This window comes from Bacillus sp. MMSF_3353, assembly GCF_030733445.1.
GTDB classification, from domain to species: domain Bacteria; phylum Bacillota; class Bacilli; order Bacillales; family Bacillaceae_G; genus Bacillus_A; species Bacillus_A wiedmannii.
The window spans coordinates 25,678-43,881 of record NZ_JASHJA010000008.1; the positions used below are offsets into that span (position 1 = coordinate 25,678).

The 18,204-nt window shown below is 33.3% G+C and carries 19 protein-coding genes and 1 pseudogene; 14 read left to right on the forward strand and 6 right to left on the reverse strand.

From position 1 onward, the window contains the following. Positions 1–220 precede the first annotated feature (220 nt). The 3 genes from RBB48_RS17950 to RBB48_RS17960 all read left to right on the forward strand — a co-directional run bounded on the left by RBB48_RS17950 (position 221) and on the right by RBB48_RS17960 (position 3,733). Positions 221–886 (forward strand): lytic polysaccharide monooxygenase, encoded by a 666-nt coding sequence (locus RBB48_RS17950; RefSeq protein ID WP_306007934.1) that lies wholly within the window; start codon positions 221–223, stop codon positions 884–886. A gap of 162 nt (positions 887–1,048) precedes the next feature. Then, on the forward strand, positions 1,049–1,978 hold the full coding sequence (ppaC, locus tag RBB48_RS17955; protein WP_306007935.1) for a manganese-dependent inorganic pyrophosphatase: 930 nt from the start codon (positions 1,049–1,051) through the stop codon (positions 1,976–1,978). A gap of 108 nt (positions 1,979–2,086) precedes the next feature. Then, the gene (locus RBB48_RS17960; RefSeq protein ID WP_306007936.1) at positions 2,087–3,733 is read left to right on the forward strand and encodes a M3 family oligoendopeptidase; all 1,647 of its coding nucleotides are present in this window, start codon (positions 2,087–2,089) and stop codon (positions 3,731–3,733) included. A gap of 18 nt (positions 3,734–3,751) precedes the next feature. Here the strand turns inward: RBB48_RS17960 and RBB48_RS17965 are convergent, their stop codons facing one another. After that, entirely contained in the window at positions 3,752–3,949 is a 198-nt protein-coding gene (locus RBB48_RS17965; RefSeq protein WP_087983846.1) for a DUF4017 family protein, read from the reverse strand. A gap of 161 nt (positions 3,950–4,110) precedes the next feature. Between RBB48_RS17965 and RBB48_RS17970 the strand changes: the two are divergent. Both RBB48_RS17970 and RBB48_RS17975 read left to right on the forward strand, forming a co-directional pair. Next, positions 4,111–5,316, forward strand: a pseudogene (locus RBB48_RS17970) (peptide ABC transporter permease). A 20-nt stretch (positions 5,317–5,336) separates the two neighbouring features. After that, positions 5,337–5,786, forward strand: a complete 450-nt coding sequence (locus RBB48_RS17975; RefSeq protein WP_088063701.1) for a DUF6884 domain-containing protein — start codon at positions 5,337–5,339, stop codon at positions 5,784–5,786. Positions 5,787–5,853: 67 nt separating this feature from the next. On the opposite strand, the gene RBB48_RS17980 is transcribed toward RBB48_RS17975, so the two are convergent. Continuing rightward, positions 5,854–6,237 (reverse strand): hypothetical protein, encoded by a 384-nt coding sequence (locus tag RBB48_RS17980; RefSeq protein ID WP_306007937.1) that lies wholly within the window; start codon positions 6,235–6,237, stop codon positions 5,854–5,856. 89 nt (positions 6,238–6,326) lie between these two features. On the opposite strand from RBB48_RS17980, the gene RBB48_RS17985 reads away from it, so the two are divergent. Together RBB48_RS17985 and RBB48_RS17990 are read left to right on the forward strand one after the other, a co-directional pair. Continuing rightward, positions 6,327–7,439: an RNA-guided endonuclease TnpB family protein gene (locus RBB48_RS17985; RefSeq protein WP_306007938.1), complete on the forward strand. Its 1,113-nt coding sequence runs from the start codon at positions 6,327–6,329 to the stop codon at positions 7,437–7,439. A 153-nt stretch (positions 7,440–7,592) separates the two neighbouring features. After that, on the forward strand, positions 7,593–7,790 hold the full coding sequence (locus RBB48_RS17990) for a hypothetical protein (protein WP_306007939.1): 198 nt from the start codon (positions 7,593–7,595) through the stop codon (positions 7,788–7,790). A 2-nt stretch (positions 7,791–7,792) separates the two neighbouring features. Here RBB48_RS17990 and RBB48_RS17995 read toward each other — a convergent pair whose 3' ends face one another. The 4 genes from RBB48_RS17995 to RBB48_RS18010 form a co-directional block, all read right to left on the reverse strand. Beyond that, on the reverse strand, positions 7,793–8,245 hold the full coding sequence (locus RBB48_RS17995) for a hypothetical protein (protein ID WP_000877594.1): 453 nt from the start codon (positions 8,243–8,245) through the stop codon (positions 7,793–7,795). 138 nt (positions 8,246–8,383) lie between these two features. Further along, the gene (locus RBB48_RS18000; protein ID WP_000606238.1) at positions 8,384–8,740 is read right to left on the reverse strand and encodes a hypothetical protein; all 357 of its coding nucleotides are present in this window, start codon (positions 8,738–8,740) and stop codon (positions 8,384–8,386) included. Positions 8,741–8,869: 129 nt separating this feature from the next. Continuing rightward, entirely contained in the window at positions 8,870–9,493 is a 624-nt protein-coding gene (locus RBB48_RS18005; protein ID WP_048547385.1) for a hypothetical protein, read from the reverse strand. 682 nt (positions 9,494–10,175) lie between these two features. Next, a complete protein-coding gene (locus RBB48_RS18010) occupies positions 10,176–10,337 on the reverse strand; it encodes a hypothetical protein (RefSeq protein ID WP_000813318.1) in 162 nt (53 codons plus the stop codon). Between the two features lie 284 nt (positions 10,338–10,621). Between RBB48_RS18010 and recQ the strand changes: the two genes are divergently transcribed. The 7 genes from recQ to RBB48_RS18045 all read left to right on the forward strand — a co-directional run bounded on the left by recQ (position 10,622) and on the right by RBB48_RS18045 (position 18,184). After that, entirely contained in the window at positions 10,622–12,739 is a 2,118-nt protein-coding gene (recQ, locus tag RBB48_RS18015) for a DNA helicase RecQ (protein ID WP_087983852.1), read from the forward strand. Between the two features lie 26 nt (positions 12,740–12,765). Next, positions 12,766–13,149 (forward strand): gamma-glutamylcyclotransferase family protein, encoded by a 384-nt coding sequence (locus RBB48_RS18020; RefSeq protein WP_088063698.1) that lies wholly within the window; start codon positions 12,766–12,768, stop codon positions 13,147–13,149. Positions 13,150–13,328: 179 nt separating this feature from the next. Then, entirely contained in the window at positions 13,329–14,072 is a 744-nt protein-coding gene (locus RBB48_RS18025; protein WP_306007940.1) for a class I SAM-dependent methyltransferase, read from the forward strand. A 116-nt stretch (positions 14,073–14,188) separates the two neighbouring features. Continuing rightward, positions 14,189–16,264, forward strand: a complete 2,076-nt coding sequence (locus tag RBB48_RS18030) for a HelD family protein (RefSeq protein WP_306007941.1) — start codon at positions 14,189–14,191, stop codon at positions 16,262–16,264. A gap of 82 nt (positions 16,265–16,346) precedes the next feature. Next, positions 16,347–16,679 (forward strand): DUF952 domain-containing protein, encoded by a 333-nt coding sequence (locus RBB48_RS18035; RefSeq protein WP_088063695.1) that lies wholly within the window; start codon positions 16,347–16,349, stop codon positions 16,677–16,679. 169 nt (positions 16,680–16,848) lie between these two features. Then, complete coding sequence (locus tag RBB48_RS18040) at positions 16,849–17,196, forward strand: PadR family transcriptional regulator (protein WP_048547374.1); 348 nt, start codon at positions 16,849–16,851, stop codon at positions 17,194–17,196. After that, the gene (locus RBB48_RS18045) at positions 17,183–18,184 is read left to right on the forward strand and encodes an HAAS signaling domain-containing protein (RefSeq protein WP_306007942.1); all 1,002 of its coding nucleotides are present in this window, start codon (positions 17,183–17,185) and stop codon (positions 18,182–18,184) included. Before RBB48_RS18040 ends, RBB48_RS18045 begins: the two co-directional genes overlap by 14 nt. The last annotated feature ends 20 nt before the right edge of the window (positions 18,185–18,204 follow it).

Consider the following 18,204-nt stretch of genomic DNA (forward strand, 5'->3'; position numbering starts at 1 on the left):
TTATAAACGAATAGTTTAATTGAGTATATTTAACACCGTCTATATTTCTCTAGCGGTGTTATTTGAATGTATCAATAAAATTTATATAATGTACTAAATGAATTTGAGAAAGTTTTTAGAGGGTTCTTTTCGTTATACTCCTTGACTTATAATGGATGTAGAGAAGATGACTAGCCGACTATAGTTATTTTCGCTTTATTATGGGAAAGGGGATGACGGGATGAGAACGAAAGGTTTACAGAAGGTAAAGAAAGTTATATTAAGTGGTGGTATATTACTTACGGGATTGTTAACTTTCGGTTTTTCAGAAAAAGTTTCAGCTCATGGATATGTTGAATCACCAGCGAGCCGTTCTTATTTATGTAAGCAAGGGGTAAATGTAAATTGCGGACCGATTCAATACGAGCCGCAAAGTGTAGAAGGAATAGGTGGATTCCCGCAATTAGGACCTTCTGATGGACAAATCGCAGGAGCAGGCCATTTTCCTGCTTTAGACGTTCAATCAGTTGATAGGTGGAAGAAAGTTACGTTAAACGGCGGGACGAATACATTCAAGTGGAAACTAACCGCACCTCATAGTACGAAAGAATGGAAATACTATATTACGAAAAAAGATTGGAATCCAAATAAGCCGTTAACAAGGTCTGATTTAGATTTAGTGCCATTCTATGTGAAAAATGATGGGGGAACAAGACCAGGAACTTCAGTAACTCATGAAGCGAATGTACCTACTGATCGAAATGGATATCACCTTATTTTAGCTGTTTGGGAAATTGCGGATACTGGGAATGCATTTTATCAAGTTATAGATGTTAACCTTGTAAATAACGGTTTAGCATCAAATTTTCCGCTAAATCATGTAGTGCAAGCTCCTAGCTTATTTTAAATAAAATATACATTTTGATCATCTAATTCATTTTAGATGATCTTTTTTTACGAAAAACGATGAAAAATATAGAAGAAAGTGCAATTATTTATAAAAAATTATGCTTTAAATATTGTCATATTTGCTTCTTTAAGATATCCTTTTCATGAAGAGGTGGAAAACATGAAAAAAGTACTAGTTTTCGGGCATAAAAACCCAGATACAGATGCAATTTGTTCTGCAATTGCTTATGCAGAATTGAAAAAAGAATTAGGAATGAATGCTGAGCCTGTACGTTTAGGCGAAATCAGCGGTGAAACTCAATTTGCGTTAGACCATTTTAAAGTAGAAGGACCGCGTTTTGTTGAGACAGTTGCAAGCGAAGTGGACAACGTTATTTTAGTTGATCATAACGAGCGTCAACAAAGTGCTAACGATATCGAGTCTGTTCGTGTGTTAGAAGTTATTGACCATCACCGTATTGCTAACTTTGAAACAAGCGATCCTATTTACTATCGTTGTGAGCCAGTTGGTTGTACAGCTACAATCTTAAACAAAATGTACAAAGAAAATGGCGTTACAATTCGTAAAGAAGTTGCAGGTTTAATGTTATCTGCAATCATTTCAGATTCTTTACTATTCAAATCTCCAACTTGCACAGAGCAAGACGTAGCAGCAGCTCGTGAATTAGCGGAAATCGCTGGTGTAGATGCTGATAACTACGGCTTAGAAATGTTAAAAGCTGGTGCTGACTTAAGCGGAAAAACAATGGAGCAATTAATCTCTCTTGACGCTAAAGAATTCCAAATGGGTAATGCGAAAGTTGAAATCGCACAAGTAAACGCTGTTGATACAAACGACGTTCTTGTACACCAAGCGGAACTTGAAAAAGTTATCTCTGCAGTAGTAGAAGAAAAAGGTTTAGACCTATTCTTATTCGTTGTAACTGATATCTTAACTAACGATTCTGTCGGTCTTGCGATCGGTAAAGCAGCAAACGTTGTTGAGAAAGCATACAACGTATCTCTAGAAAACAACACTGCTACTTTAAAAGGTGTTGTATCTCGTAAAAAACAAATCGTACCAGTATTAACAGAAGCATTCCAAGCTTAATTTTATTGAGTACAGATACACAGCAAGGACAAGTAGTCGGATTGGCTACTTGTCCTTTTCTATCTCTAAAAAACAGAAAATTAAAATTTTAAAACAGGAGGATTGTGTATGCTTAATGATTTGGAGAGTAAATTACAGTCACTTTTAGAGCGAAATATTACTTCTGTTTCAGAATTAGAGAGTTGGCTTTTGGATGAACTGCGTGTAACCGCTGAAATAGAAGAGGAGATAACAAGTAGTTTAATTGGCACGTATAGAGATACAAATGACAGAAATAAACGTAATTTACATATGTATAATCAAAATACAATTCAACCACTTTTAAAAAGATACAATGCGAAATTTGACCAGAAATTTAGAAAGTCTCCGTTTTCCGACTTATTAAATGAGCAGAAATACGGTTTTATGAAAAAAGCAAGATTGATAAAAAGTAAAATGTTTAATGACAAGAACATTGCTCTTTCCATTAAAGAGCAAAAGCTTATTACGAAATATAGAGAAATAATGTCTAACATATTTATTAATTGGGAAGGAGAGCAAAAGACGTATGCATACGTAAAAGCAAAACTAGATAACCCCAATAGAGCTATTCGCGAAAAAGCTTGGTACGCTTTATGTGAAGCAAGAAGTATAGTGAAAATAGAAATAGATTGTATTATGAATGAACTCATACAATTGCGGAATGAGATCGCTTTAAATGCAGGATTTAATAATTATAGTGAGTATGCTTTTAAACAAAAAAATAGAGATTATAGTATTAAAGAGTGTTATAAGCTTCATGAATCTATAGAAAAGTATGTTGTACCAATATGGGAACAGTTGGGGATTCTTTCTAAAAACAATCTCGGTGTAAAAAAATATCGCCCTTGGGACCTTACTCCATGTAAATTACCAAAAGCTCCATTCCAAAATGCTATTGATTTATTGAATGGGGTGGAAGAAATATTTCGGAAGACAGATTTATATTTTTATGAGAAATTTATTCATATACGAAAAACGGGATTAATTGACGTAGAAGAACATGAAAATAAAGCACCGGGAGCTGCTTGTTTTACCTTTCCTCATAGTAAAGAGGTTTTTTTGTATTCTAATTTTAGTCCATCATTTTATGCAATTAACGCGCTAATACATGAAGTGGGGCATGCATTTCATTTTTATAAACAATTTAACAATGATAGTAGCATGCAAGAAAGATATCTTCGTGAAGAGGTAGCTGAGCTTTATTCCATAGGTCTTGAGTTGCTAGTAATGGATAAGCTCAATATCTTTTATAAGCAAGAGGATGAATATAAAGAAGTGCAGCGCGTACAATTATATCGTGCTTTGTCTTTATTAATGTCGTCAATTGCAGGAGATGTATTCCAGCACTGGATCTATACAAATCCAAACCATACATCAGAAGAACGTGATAAGAAATACGCTGAAGTATGTAAAAGGTATCAATATTCACCAGTCAATATTGTAGGATTAGAAGATGAAATCGGTGCAAGCTGGTTAGAGTCATTTCATTATGTTCAGTTTCCTTTCTATAAAATTGAATACGCAATTGCGCAAATAGGAGCAATGCAATTGTTTCAAATTTATCGAGAGGATCCAAAAAAAGCGATTGCTTTCTTTAAAGAGGGAGCGAATGCAGATTGGAATTTACCTATACAAGAAATATATGAAAAAACAGGTGTTACGTTTGACTTTTCGGAAGAAAGGATAGAAAGTACTGCAAGTGTAATTTTTGATCTAATAAATGAATTAAAATAAGGATAGCATTTGCTATCCTTATAACTGTTTGTTCGTAGATTTTTTCTTGTTTATATAAAATGTAATAATTGCAGTAATGAGGAAAATAGGTATAGCATATGCTTGCCCAACAAACAATTTCCAGCCAACATGATTATAGCCTTCAGATGCTGGAGCAATCATAGCGATTACGCAAACGATAATATAGAGTACTAGCGCAGGGATTATATTTTTCATTTGTTCACCTCCTTTTCATAAAATCATCACATGTATATTTGTATAATACATTATGGTTTGAGAAAAGATATATGTTTTTCTAACATTTATGTAAATAAAAGGGTTGTTATTAAGTGGAATAGAATAGGTGTATGTAGAATGATATAGGGGTGTTACATATAATGAACAATATATTAAATCGAATAAAGAAAGATGTAAGTATAGAATTATTGAATACGCTTTGGCCTGGTTTTAATAGGGCTGCATTTGCATTATATAATGATGAGCATGTGTATGTATTTCATCATCCATTATTTTTGAAAGATGATGGTGAGTATGCCGTTTTAAAGCGAGATGACCAATTTAAGGCTGATACATGTATCTTATTAAAAGATTATCCAACTGCCATCGTGAATATGAATAGGCATAAAGATTATGAAAGTTTACTTGCGATTGTGGTGCATGAACTTTTTCATTGCTATCAATATTTGAATAAAGAAAGTAGATTTCCAAATGAATCTCTAGGATTTCTATATCCTATATTAGAAGAAAATATACAATTGCGAAATAATGAACGAATGTGTTTATATGATGCGGTGCATTGTAAGTCACAAGCTGAGAAATATAATTATATTAAGCAATTTATTGAACTAAGAGAGCAAAGAACTAGTTTTATGAAAGAAGAGTTTATAACATATGAGTGTATGGTTGAAAGTATAGAGGGGCCTGCTTGGTATGTAGAAATGAACGCTTACAATGCAATATGTGAAAAGGATGAAAGCGAAACATTACGAAAATATAGCGGATTTATTTTAGATGCATATGAAGCTAATGATAACATTAGGAAGAGCTGCTATAGCTCAGGAATGCTTTTATGTTTATTATTAGATGAAATCCTTCCTAACTGGAAAACGAGCTTCTTTAATAGTGATAAATCGTTATATGCCTTTTTAAAACAAAATATAAATGTGGATTTGAGTTTTAATAATGAAATTGCAATAAGTAAAGAAACGAAGCAAATCCTTCATTTTGTTTAAAACGAAAGAGACAAGGATTTTAAACAATTCTATAAAGAAAAAGGGTATCATCTGTATATTGTAGGTAATATGAAATTAAACATGTTTAATCCAATGAATGTAAATTTAAACGGAAATAAAGCATTACATAAAACCTTTTTAAGTGTGAGTATACATAATAAAACATATATGATAGATCAACCTGTTTTAGCATCTTTTGAAGAAGATTTTAAAAATATGACACAAGTTCATATTATAATGAATGAAAAGCCAATAGAAACAAATAATGGTTGGAACGTAGTGGGGATTGGAGATATAGAAGCTGAGTATGAAGAAGTAGGGAATTCTATATTTTTATATTTAAAAAGTTAGAAGTGAGGTAAGAAATAACGATGAAAAGGTTATGCATAATTCCATGCGGAAAAAAGAAAATTTGGGATAAGTATCCAGATTACGGACCGATGGAGGCAAAGGATGTATATATTAGCCCGTTCGGAAAAGCATGTCAGGCGTATGCAACTATGTTTTTCGAGAATTGGGTTATCTTATCGGCGAAGCATGGATTTTTAAGACCAAATGATATTGTATTAGAAAACTATGATCTTGCTTTCGATTCAAAGAGCGATGAAATTATTAGTATGGAGCAATTAAAACAACAGATGATTGAAAAAGACTTGCTTCAGTTTGATGAAATCGTTTTACTTGCAGGGAAGAAGCATAAGAAAGTAGTGACACAACTGTATCCAGAAGAAATTATTACGTATCCGTTAGAAGGATGTAAAGGAATTGGATATATGTTGCAGAGGTTGAAAGGGGCTGTTGGGGAAGGGAAGGAACTATAGTAGAAAAGTAATTGGTGTTTCAATGGTAAATAATAAAATCGACTCAAAAAAGAGTCGATTTTATTATTTATAACTTAATTTTATAGTTGAATGGTTCAAGAGTTATATCATAATTTTCACTCGAGCCTTCTAGTATTAATTGTAATTCACCTTGCTCAATTGGGAGTTTAGGGAATGTTAAAACAGCATCACTAGTTACGCCAGGCATCATACCTTGTGGGATTTTAGGATATTTTGCTTCATAGTTGTCTTGGTATTCTAGTTGTTGACCATTTACGATTAATTTGGAGTTAAAATCGTAGAAATTAAACGCTGCAGTTGCGTCATTTTTAGCCGCGAAATATACTCGTGTTTCTTTATCAGCAATTTCAATTTTTTTAACAATCATTTTATAACCATTATGGTCTTGCTCTTGATTTACTTCAATAAGAGGGGGATTTTGGTACAACAATGAAAGTAGATAATAATCTTGTAGTGTTCAGGTTGTGTGATCACCGTCATATCTTATGGAATATGAAGCGGAAAATGAGGTGAATGGATATGCCAAAGCAGAATAAGGCGTATAAATTTCGTCTGTATCCGACAGAAGAACAAGCACATCTCATACGAAAAACCTTCGGGTGTGTACGTTTTGTGTATAACAAAATGCTGGCTGAACGAATAGAAGTATATGAAAAATATAAAGAGAACAAGGAAGAACTGAAGAAACAAAAATTCCCTACTCCTGCGAAATACAAGGCGCAGTATGAATGGTTGAAAGAAGTCGATTCCTTAGCATTGGCCAACGCGCAATTAAACTTGCAAACTACGTATAAGAATTTTTTTAGTGGTCAAAGTGATTTTCCTACATTCAAAAGTAAAAAGAGTAGAAACTCCTATACAACGAATCGAGTAAACGGAAATATTATGTTATTTCATGGTTATATCAAATTACCAAAGTTGAAAATGGTGAAACTGAAGCAACATAGAGAAATCCCGCCAAAACATATCATCAAATCGTGTACGATTTCGATGACACCTACTGGTAAATACTATGTGTCCATCTTGACTGAATATGAAAAAGAGATTGTACAAAAAGAAGTACAAACTGTAGTTGGATTAGACTTCGCAATGGCTGAATTGTATGTGAGTAGCGAAGATGAGAAAGCCAATTATCCTCGCTTTTATCGTCAGATGTTAGAGAAATTAGCGAAGGCACAACGAGTATTAGCAAGACGTGTGAAAGGTTCAGAGCGCTGGAATAAACAACGCATTCGTGTAGCGAAATTGCATGAAAAGGTCGCCAATCAACGTAAAAATTTTCTTCATCATAAGTCTAAAGAATTAGCTACGAGTTTTGACGTTGTAGCAATCGAAGACTTACATATGAAAGGAATGTCACGAGCACTTAGATTTGGTAAGAGTGTAGCGGACAACGGTTGGAGGATGTTCACGACATTTTTAGCATATAAGCTACAAGAACAAGGAAAACAGCTTGTAAAAATAGATAAATGGTTTCCTTCTACAAAGATGTGTAGTAATTGTGGAAATAAAAAAGAAATGCCATTATGTGAACGCACCTATGCGTGTTCGTGTGGACTCACAATCAGTCGTGACTATAACGCAGCGATCAATATCAAAAAAGAAGCCATCCGCTTATTAGTGTTGGCATAAATAGTGACAAAATAACCTTTGGAACAAGGGAGTTAGCTCGGCTGTTCTAGGACAAATTCGTTAGCTATCAAAAGTAGCGATGAACCGAGAAGCCCTACTTCAAGTAAGCTCGTAAGAGGTACTAAGTGGTGGGTAGTTCACTGTTCGGAAGATGTGGATGTAAATGCAGGAATTGTCACGAATGTCGTTGCAAAGAGAAACCAAACTGCGATTGTGATCAGTGTTGCTGTAAGGAAAAACCAAAGTGTGATTGTGAAAAATGTAATTGTAAAGAGAAACCGAAATGTCATTGTAAACATGAAGAGTATTAATAATAAAAAAGAGTACGTTACGTACTCTTTAACTTTCTAATGTTATATTCCGTCTTGAACAGATTTTTTTACGATTTCCCACGAGTCTTGTTTTTTGATTTTTAAAGCAACATTAGTTCCGGTAGACTCCTTATAAAAGATATATCCATCGTTTGAGTTTACATATGCCAATGGTTCACCTATGCAATCTCGTGAACAAGATGTATTGATAATCTCAATTAAAGATAGTTCGCTCGGATCGGTTTTACTTGCATCTATAATAGTATCAACGTCTGTTTTACGGTAACCTTGTAAGTTTACATGGAAACTTTGTTCAATTTCACCTGTAATACTAGTATTCATTACTTCAACTGAAAGTTTCTTTTCTTGAAGAAATCCGTTTTCATAAAGTAATTTTGTATATCCAAGCCATCCAATTAAAACTAGCATAATAAATATACTAGATATTTTAAGTGTTCGAAGCCGTTTACTAACAATCGTTTCTGAGTATTTCATTTAGTTTAATCCTCCAATGTTTTTAATTAAAAGTATGCCTAGATACATACTTTTAGAAGAAGGATAGAAGTTAATGAGTTCTGGATTCAAAAAAGAAAGCATCCGAAGTTAGATGCTTTCTTTTTTTAGTATTTTTTGCTATCTGTTCGTTACTTGTTTCATAAGTGGCCTAATTTCTTTAACGGGTGGTTTTTTATCATAGGCATCAACGTAAGAGAAATAGTAATTTAAGTTTCTGAGAAGACCTTTTCCTATTTTAGCGCTCAAGAACGGAAATACTTGTCCAGTATAATCATCGAGAGATTTACAGTAATATTTTTCATCTAGATAAATACTGTATTTACATGTTAGTTCTACTAGTGAGTTCCCTTCATCATCAATTACTTCTTTAGAATCAATAATGTCTATTAATGCGAATTTTTCATTCAGATAAACTTTCTTCTTTTTCTCGTGTTTATTTGTGAGGATAAATACGAGACCAATGGCGTTAATCAAAAGATTTCCTCCTATAAAAAACGGATATTAATAAAATATATCGATATACGTTAAATGTAAAGAGGAGAGGTGAAATTTCATTGATAGAAAGTTTTATAAGCCGATTTTTTTTTTCAAATCGGCTTATTATTATTGAAACACTTGTGGGAATTGTTTTACGATTGCATTTGTTAGCATATCAGCCATTTCTAATGCTTCTTTTTCAATTTTATCGTATAGTTTTACGCTTGCTTCAAAATCTTTATTTAGGAAGGCAAGCGCTTCTGCTTTCGTAAGTGCTAAATGTTCATAAAACATTTTTCTGAATTCTTCTTTTTCTATATATGGGTTGATGCTAGTAAGAAACGCCACAATTTCATCACCATTAGCGTACCATTTTTTCTCTATAGCGGCAGCTGCATTTTGATCACCTGCTTTTGCGGCTTTAACTAGATCCGCTGCAATGACTAAGTGATCTTTAATTAGTGCACTATATTTTTTTACAGCATCTTCACCATAGAATGGTTCAAGTGACAGTCCCATATGTGTTGCATTTTGAAGAAGTCGCCCAACTGTAACGTTTACGTCTGGTAAATTAAAGACAATACTAATAATAGCTAATCTCGTCCAAGCGACATGTTGTTCCCATAAAGAACGCATATAACCTTTTAAAAAGTTCTCGTTTTTACTAATTCGGTAATTACGTACAGATGTATCAAAGTGTACATAAGGGTTATGATAGGGGGAGTAATACGATTGCCAATAAGAATACATAAACGGTAACACTCCTTTGAACATGTATAACTCAAAGTATGATGGGAATTTATTTTTAGTTACGTGTCCTAAATTAATTTCAGAAATTGATATGGAAAAAGATGCATAATTTTATTGTGGTATATACAAATAAAATGAATATAAAAATAAACAAGGCTCTGCAAGGGAAGTTGCAGAGCCTCAAAAGGGTATTGCCGAGATGTCGGACTCGACTAAGTAATGTTATCATAAAATTCTATTTAAAAAACCTGGTAAATGTGTCCAAATGAAAGTGGGTCTTTAATAAAGTCAATGGGATCAGCTTCCCGCAGCAGATCCCGTTAACTAGATAATGTTGATGAGCAAAAACTCATCTGGAGTACTTTTATAGTAATAAGTGAAATTCGTTTTGTGTATTGAGAAAAAAAGAATTACTTCAATAAATGTTAAGAACTCATATTTTACATCTCGTTACTATTATCATTTGTTGTGAGTGGAGTATGGTTATAAAATAGAGAAAAGATATACAAGTGTATCTAAAAGTGTACTGAAATGTATAATAATCAAAAAAGACCTGCTTTTATAAGCAGGTCAACTTAAGGGGTTTATCCAACAGAATATTTCATATGATAACAGCTGTATTATAGTAAGTCTATAAGATATATATTGAGAAAATTATTATGGATAATATATCACATACACATTAACGTTTAAAAAGTTGAGAAAGAAAATGGAAAAGCTTTCTATAAGAAAATAATGGCTGGTATTTATAATACGATTCATATTTCCACGCATCATGATTCGAAAATTGGAGTTGGTTCGGTACTGTTTTCTGCTTGATGGAACTAATATTCTGCTGCTTCATATAGTAACCTCCTGAATTCATATGTATAAGATTAGTAGTATTCAAGGAAGGGTAATAAAATGTATATTTATTTTGTAATTCATTTTATATGTGCTTTATTTATGTTTTAAAATTTATAAACATAAATAGCCATTAAAACACCGTTGCTAAACAACCTTTAAAACGTAGAAAAGCATAAAAAATGAAAAAGCAAGCTGTTAGTCATGTATTCATCACTTTCATGACGCATAAGTGATGATATAATAGGAATAGATGAAAGATATAGAAAAGCAGGTGACTCTTTTTTGTTTACAAAAGCACAAGAACTTTTAGCGTCTTATTTCGGTTATTCGTCATTCCGAAGAGGACAAGATGAAACAATTAAAAATGTATTAGATGGGAAAGATACGGTTTGTATTATGCCTACGGGTGGTGGTAAGTCAATTTGTTATCAAATTCCCGCATTAGTATTCGAGGGAACGACATTAGTTATTTCACCTTTGATTTCACTTATGAAAGACCAAGTAGATACATTAGTACAAAACGGTATTTCAGCTACTTATATTAATAGTTCTATTTCAATTACAGAAGCGAATCAACGCATTCAATTAGCGAAACAAGGACATTATAAGTTACTTTATGTAGCGCCTGAGCGTCTTGATTCAATGGAGTTTGTTGACCAACTTATCGATATGAAAATCCCGATGATTGCAATTGATGAGGCGCACTGTATTTCGCAGTGGGGACATGATTTCCGTCCAAGTTATTTACATATACATCGCATATTAGATTATCTTCCAGAAAAGCCGCTTGTATTAGCTTTAACTGCGACGGCAACACCACAAGTTCGTGAAGATATTTGCAACACGCTTGGAATTAATCAAGAAAATACGATTATGACAACGTTTGAGCGTGAGAACTTATCATTTTCTGTTATTAAAGGACAAGATCGTAATGCATATTTAGCGGATTATATTCGTCAAAATCAAAAGGAATCTGGGATTATATATGCAGCTACTAGAAAAGTAGTTGATCAGTTGTATGAAGATTTAATGAAAGCGGGAGTTTCGGTATCAAAATACCATGCTGGTATGAGTGATACCGATCGAAATGAGCAGCAAGAACTCTTTTTACGTGATGAAGTGAGTGTAATGGTAGCGACATCTGCATTCGGGATGGGGATTGATAAATCGAATATTCGTTACGTTATCCATTATCAACTGCCAAAAAACATGGAAAGTTATTACCAAGAAGCAGGACGTGCTGGACGTGACGGATTAGATAGTGCGTGTATATTGCTATATTCTTCTCAGGATGTGCAAGTACAGCGCTTTTTAATTGATCAATCGACAGGTGAATCTCGATTTTCAAATGAACTTGAAAAACTGCAAAATATGACTGATTATTGTCATACAGAACAATGTTTACAATCATTTATTTTGCAATACTTTGGAGAAGAACCGAAAGAAGATTGTGGCCGCTGCGGAAATTGTACGGACGACCGGGAAAGTATCGATGTGACGAGAGAATCACAAATGGTTCTATCTTGCATGATTAGAACGAACCAACGATTTGGAAAACAAATGATTGCACAAGTTTTAACTGGTTCGAAAAATAAGAAAGTTATTGAATTTAATTTTCATACTTTACCAACATACGGGTTACTATCAAATCGTAGTGTAAAAGAAGTTAGTGAATTTATTGAGTTTCTAATTTCAGATGAGTTAATTGCAGTAGAACATGGTACGTATCCGACATTAAAAGTTACGGAAAAAGGGAAAGAAGTATTATTAGGTAAAGAGAATGTTTTACGTAAAGAACGAGTAGAGACAAGACAAATTGTTCAAGATCATCCTTTATTTGAAGTACTTCGCGAAGTACGTAAAGAAATTGCGCAAGGAGAAGGTGTACCTCCATTCGTTATTTTCTCTGATCAAACGTTGAAGGATATGTGTGCAAAAATGCCACAAAGTGACTCTGAACTTTTAACTGTGAAAGGGATCGGCGAACATAAACTTGTGAAGTATGGTTCTCACTTCTTACAAGCAGTTCAGCACTTTATTAAGGACAATCCAAACTATGCTGAAACAGTTAAAACAGAAGTGGTGACAGAGCGGAAAAAGTCAGGGAAAGCTTCAGCAAATTCTCATTTAGAAACGTATGAAATGTATAAACAAGGCATTGATCTAGATGAAATTGCGAAAGAACGTGGCTTATCAAGACAAACAATTGAAAATCATTTAATTCGCTCTTTTGAAGATGGAATGGAAATAGACTGGAACAGTTTTGTTCCTGCAGAATATGAATCACTGATTGAAACTGCCGTGCAAAATGCAGAAGGTGGTCTGAAATCAATTAAGGAACAACTTCCAAATGAAGTGAGTTACTTTATGATTCGTGCATATTTACAATTTAGAAAGTAGAGATATATAAAGGGGATAGGGGATATATGCATCACGTTTTCGTGTATGGCACATTAAGAAAAGAGCAAACGAATGCTCATTTTATGCAAGGTGCAATATGCATCGCAGACGGAGCATGGACGTATGGTAAATTATTTGATACAAACGAGGGGTATCCGGCAATGATTTGTTCAAATGAGGACAAAGTATACGGAGAAGTTTATGAAGTAAATGAGGTTGTTCTGCAAAAATTAGATGAACTTGAAGAATATACAGGTAATACAGAAAGTGATTTATATGACCGAATCACCGAAACGATTTATTTAGGAGATAGAATAATACGTGCATTTGTGTATGTCGCTCAAGATAAAGAGATGCTAAAGAAAGTTATCATTTCTGGTGATTGGGTAGAGTATCAACAAGAAAAATAATAGCAGCCATAGAGCAGATAGTGGGATTAATCATTATCTGCTTTTTATATTGTTACTTTAAATATTCTTATTATTTTGATAAAATTGTAAATATAGAGAATAATAACCTTTTTTCATGGGTGTCAGAAATTTAGTTTCTCACCTGTAGAAGAAAAATCTATTGCAGGAGGAGAATAATAATGAATGAATTAGATGTGAGAGAATTTTACGAAAAACAATTCGAACTATCCAATTACGATATTAATACAGAAAGCTGGTTAGAACAGGTTGCGAAAGAAGTTCAAGAACAAATTGGACATCCATTTCAGTCAATGTTAGAACTAGGAGCAGGAAATGGTGGATTTGCAAGGGCGATGTCTAAGTTACAAGTAAAAATGACTACTGTTGAGCTTGTACCAGAGTTAGTTATGTTTGCAAAAGAACATTCTACTAATGATATAGATATTCATTGCGCTGATTTTTATAAAATTAATTTTGAAGAAAAGTTTGATATTGTTAGTTATTTAGACGGATTTGGTGTAGGATCAGATGATGAGCAATTGATTCTATTAAAACGGATTAAAAACTGGATAAAGGATGATGGATGTGCACTTATTGATATTTATCAACCACTTTATTGGAAAAAGGTAAGTGGACAAGAAATGTCTTTAAGCTCAGCTATGCGAAAATACGAATATGATCGTATAAATGAAAGAATGTTAGATCATTGGTGGCATCCTAATAATCAAAATGATATAGTTACACAGTCTTTACGATGTTATACGGTAGATGAGATTAGTAATCTATGTGCTGAAGCTGGTTTAAGTATTGTAGGATTCTTCCCAGGCGGAGCATATGATTTTGAAAAAGAGAAATATAAAGAATTAACAACTTTAAATGAATGTTTGGCGTACCGAATTAAAATAAAGAAGAGTAGGGATTAATCTCTACTCTTCTTTATTTTAGAAAATTCTTACTAAAACTATTGACTTTATAAATGGATTTTTAATACAATTGTATTTCGACTGAAAAATTAGAACGGACAGGAGGGAATCATCAAATGAACAACATTTTTGAAGAAGAGTTACAAAGGATGAAAGATACATTACGTACGATGGATGATCAATTAGAACAGCTCGAAAACATTCCGGTTTATTATGGAGATGATTTTAAAGAACAAATTCTAGAAAGTATGAGAGAATCTAATAGGCAAAATTTACGTATCGGTGTACAAGAACCGTACTTTGGAAGATTAGATTTTCAAGAGGATGGCAAGGAAGATGTTATGCCGATCTACATCGGTAAAGTAGGTGTTTCACATAAAGACACAATGAAACCAATTGTAATAGATTGGCGGGCACCTGTTGCAAGTATGTTTTATTCATTTACCGGTGGAGATGAATTAGCATTTTATCAATCGCCAGACGGATTAGTAGAAGGTGATGTGTATTTAAAGCGAAACATCTCTATTCGAAAAAGAGAACTAGAACGTGTTGTTGATACATATGTAAAAGGAAATGAAGATGTCTCACATGCCGATGATTTTCTTCTATATCGATTAGGTGAGAATAAAGATAATAAACTAAAGGATATTGTTTCGACAATACAATCGGAGCAAAACGATATTATTCGTGCGGAAAGAAACTTACCATTATTAATTCAAGGGGTTGCAGGAAGCGGAAAAACAACGATCGCTTTACATCGCCTTGCTTTTTTAATTTATGAATATCGTGAACAATTAGAAGCTGAGAGAATGATTGTATTCGCTCCGAATAGTCTGTTTTTAGACTATATTTCGAGTGTGCTTCCTGAATTAGGTGTAGGGAATATTAGTCAAACAACATTTCCAGATTGGGCATTACGTACGTTAGATGATTCTGTGAAACTAAAGCAAACAGAAGAAAAGTTGAAAGAAGCCTTTTCTATTAATCGTGATGAAGTAAAGGTTATGCTCGGTAAATTGAAAGGCACGCTGGAATTTAAGTCCTTTATTGAAGAGAGAATGGTTCAATTTGAAAAAGAATTAATACCAACAAGTGATTTTGAGGCATGGGACAAAGCTATTATTCCAGTAGAAGACATAAAAAAATGGATGCAAGTTGAATATAAACATTATCCATTAAAGAAAAGAAGAGAAAGATTAGTCGGCCGAATGAAGCGCTGGATTGAAATTGAACTGAAAAAGTATGGAGAAACAAACGAGAAGAAATTATTAAAAAAAGAAGCGACAAAGAGATTGAACACATATATGAAGTTTTGGCCGAAAATGAGCCTACTTTCACTTTATAGTTCAATATTGAAAAGTAAAGAAATACTCGAAGTATTGCCTGAAGAACTTGTGAAAGAAACTGAAAAGAGTTGTCGTAAAAAAGAAGTGTATGTAGAAGATTTACCAGCTTTAATTTACTTACATCACCGCATAACAGGTATTGAAATCGGACAGAAATTCCATCACGTCGTTATTGATGAAGCGCAAGATTTCTCACCATTCCAAGTGTATGTATTAAAAGAAATTACACTAGGTAATTCTTTCACTATATTAGGTGATTTATCTCAAGCAATTTATGATTATCAAGGGATTGAAGATTGGGGTGCTTTTAAGGAAGTATTCCAAGAAACAGGTTATTATGAACTGACGAGAAGTTATCGTTCTACAAAAGAAATTATAGAATTTGCGAACGAAATAATTAAAAACGCAGAGATTCCAGTTGGGCTCGCAACACCAGTTTTTCGCAGTGGTGAAAATGTTAAGGTAATCCATGCAGAAGATCAATTTAATGAGATTATGAAGACGTTAAAATATCTACAAAACGAAGATGTGAAAACAATTGCGGTAATAGGAAGAACAGAAGATGAATGCCGCGATATATATGAGAAATTAACAAAAGCAGGATTGGCCGTAAACGTCATTGAAGCAGATCAAAGTAAATATGAAGGTGGTATTTCAGTAGTACCTGTATACTTGGCAAAAGGGCTAGAATTTGATGCGGTTCTATTAATCGATGTTGATGAAGAACATTATAAAAATATGAAACATGATGCGAAGTTACTATATGTCGGATGTACAAGGTCACTTCATGATTTATGGATTTTCCATAGCGGGGAAGCATCGCCTTTAATTAAAGGAATACAATAAATATGAAAAACAAGAGGCGTTTCTAGTAACAAAAAGAAGAACCTCTTGTTTTTCTATATAAAGACATGGAGAGAAAATAACAATGATCACAAAAGTAATAACAAAAAGAAATTGGGAAATCGCAAAGATAAATGGAGAAATTAATGAAACTTCACTAAAAGAAGAAGGATTTATTCATTGTTCATTTTTAAAACAAGCTTTAGAAGTTGCTGAAAAATATTTTAGTCATGAAGAAGATGTTTTATTACTTACAATTGATCCATCCTTAATAAAAGCAGAAATAAAATATGAACTTGCTTTTAACGGTCAAGAATATCCGCATGTATACGGAGTAATTCATATTGAATCAGTTGTAAATATTACCCCATTTATTAAAGAAAAAGGAGAGTTTATATTACAAGAGGTACAAAATTAAAATTGTTATAAGCATTTAAATTAGCCAGAAAAGCGCAAAATATATAGTTTGTGCTTTTTTATTTTCTATTTTTTGTAAATACGTATTGTTTTTATCACATTAATACTGTACGATACATAGTATAAAACACATACTGTATGACATATAGTAATGAAAATGAGGTGAGTGAATGGATGCTTTATTAAATTCGTTAATTACTGAACTAAGAAGAGGTACATTAACATTAGCGGTTTTAAGCCAGTTAAGAACACCGCAGTATGGGTATTCACTTGTCCAATTATTGGAGCAATCAGGGATTACAATCGATCAAAGTACGTTATATCCACTACTTCGCCGATTAGAAAAGCAGGAGCTAGTGACGAGTAGTTGGGATAAAACGGAGAGTAGACCGCGTAAGTATTATATTTTAAGTGAATACGGATTAGAGATATTTTTGCAGTTGAAAAAGGAATGGATAAAGGATTCGAAAGAACTTTATAAATTATTAAAGGAGGAGGACAAGAATGAATTTGATTGATATTTACGTCGAGGAAGTAGCGAAGAGATTACCTGAAAAAAATCGTGAAGATATTATTCTTGAACTACGGTCAACAATCGAGGATATGTTACCGGATGATTATAATGAAGATGATGAAAAAAGAGTTCTTGAAAAATTGGGGAGTCCAGTTTCATTGGCAAATGGGTACTTAGATAGGCCGATGTATTTAATTGGACCACGTTATTTTGATGTATATACGACATTATTAAAAATGATCATACCGATTGCAGCTGTTATCGCACTCATTGCAATGGTTGCAGAAAATTTTGTAGGATATGATGGTGAGCAAGCGGTATTAAATGTTATTTTAAATCTGATAGGTAAAGGAATTGGGGAAATTATCGAAGTAGGCCTCCATGTATTTTTCTGGTTGACACTTGTATTTGCAATTTTAGAAAGAACAGATAAAGATAAAGGTACCCAACCGTTGACGACAAGTTTAAAAAAGTGGACGCCTGATGATTTGAAAAATACTTCGTATATTCCAAAGAAAAAGTCGATCTCAAAGTTCGAAGTATTTGGCGGGTTAATGTGGACGGCAATATGGGCAACACTTTATTTTTATGCGAACCATCTTGTAGGTGTATATCATGGTACAGAAAGCGGATTGAAGTTTGTCGCGGCAACTTTTAATCAAGAGGTGTTACTTCAGTATTGGCCAATCGTTGTAATTGTGATTGTGTTTGAAATAGGTATATCTCTTTATAAGTTAGTACAAGGACAATGGACGAAAAAGCTGGCAATCGGGAATGCTATTCTTCAAATAGTTGGAACAATAGTATTCATTGTAATTATAGTAAATCCGCACTTATTTAATGAAGGATTTATTACGTATGTGGCAAATGTGTTTACTACTTCTCCAGAGGAAGTTAAAAAGTGGTTAATTGGTGGAGGTATTATCATTTACATTTTGTCTGCTGCGTTAAATATATTTGATAGTTTCCGAAAAGCTCGTATTCGTATATAGGAGTGAAATTAGAGGAAAGG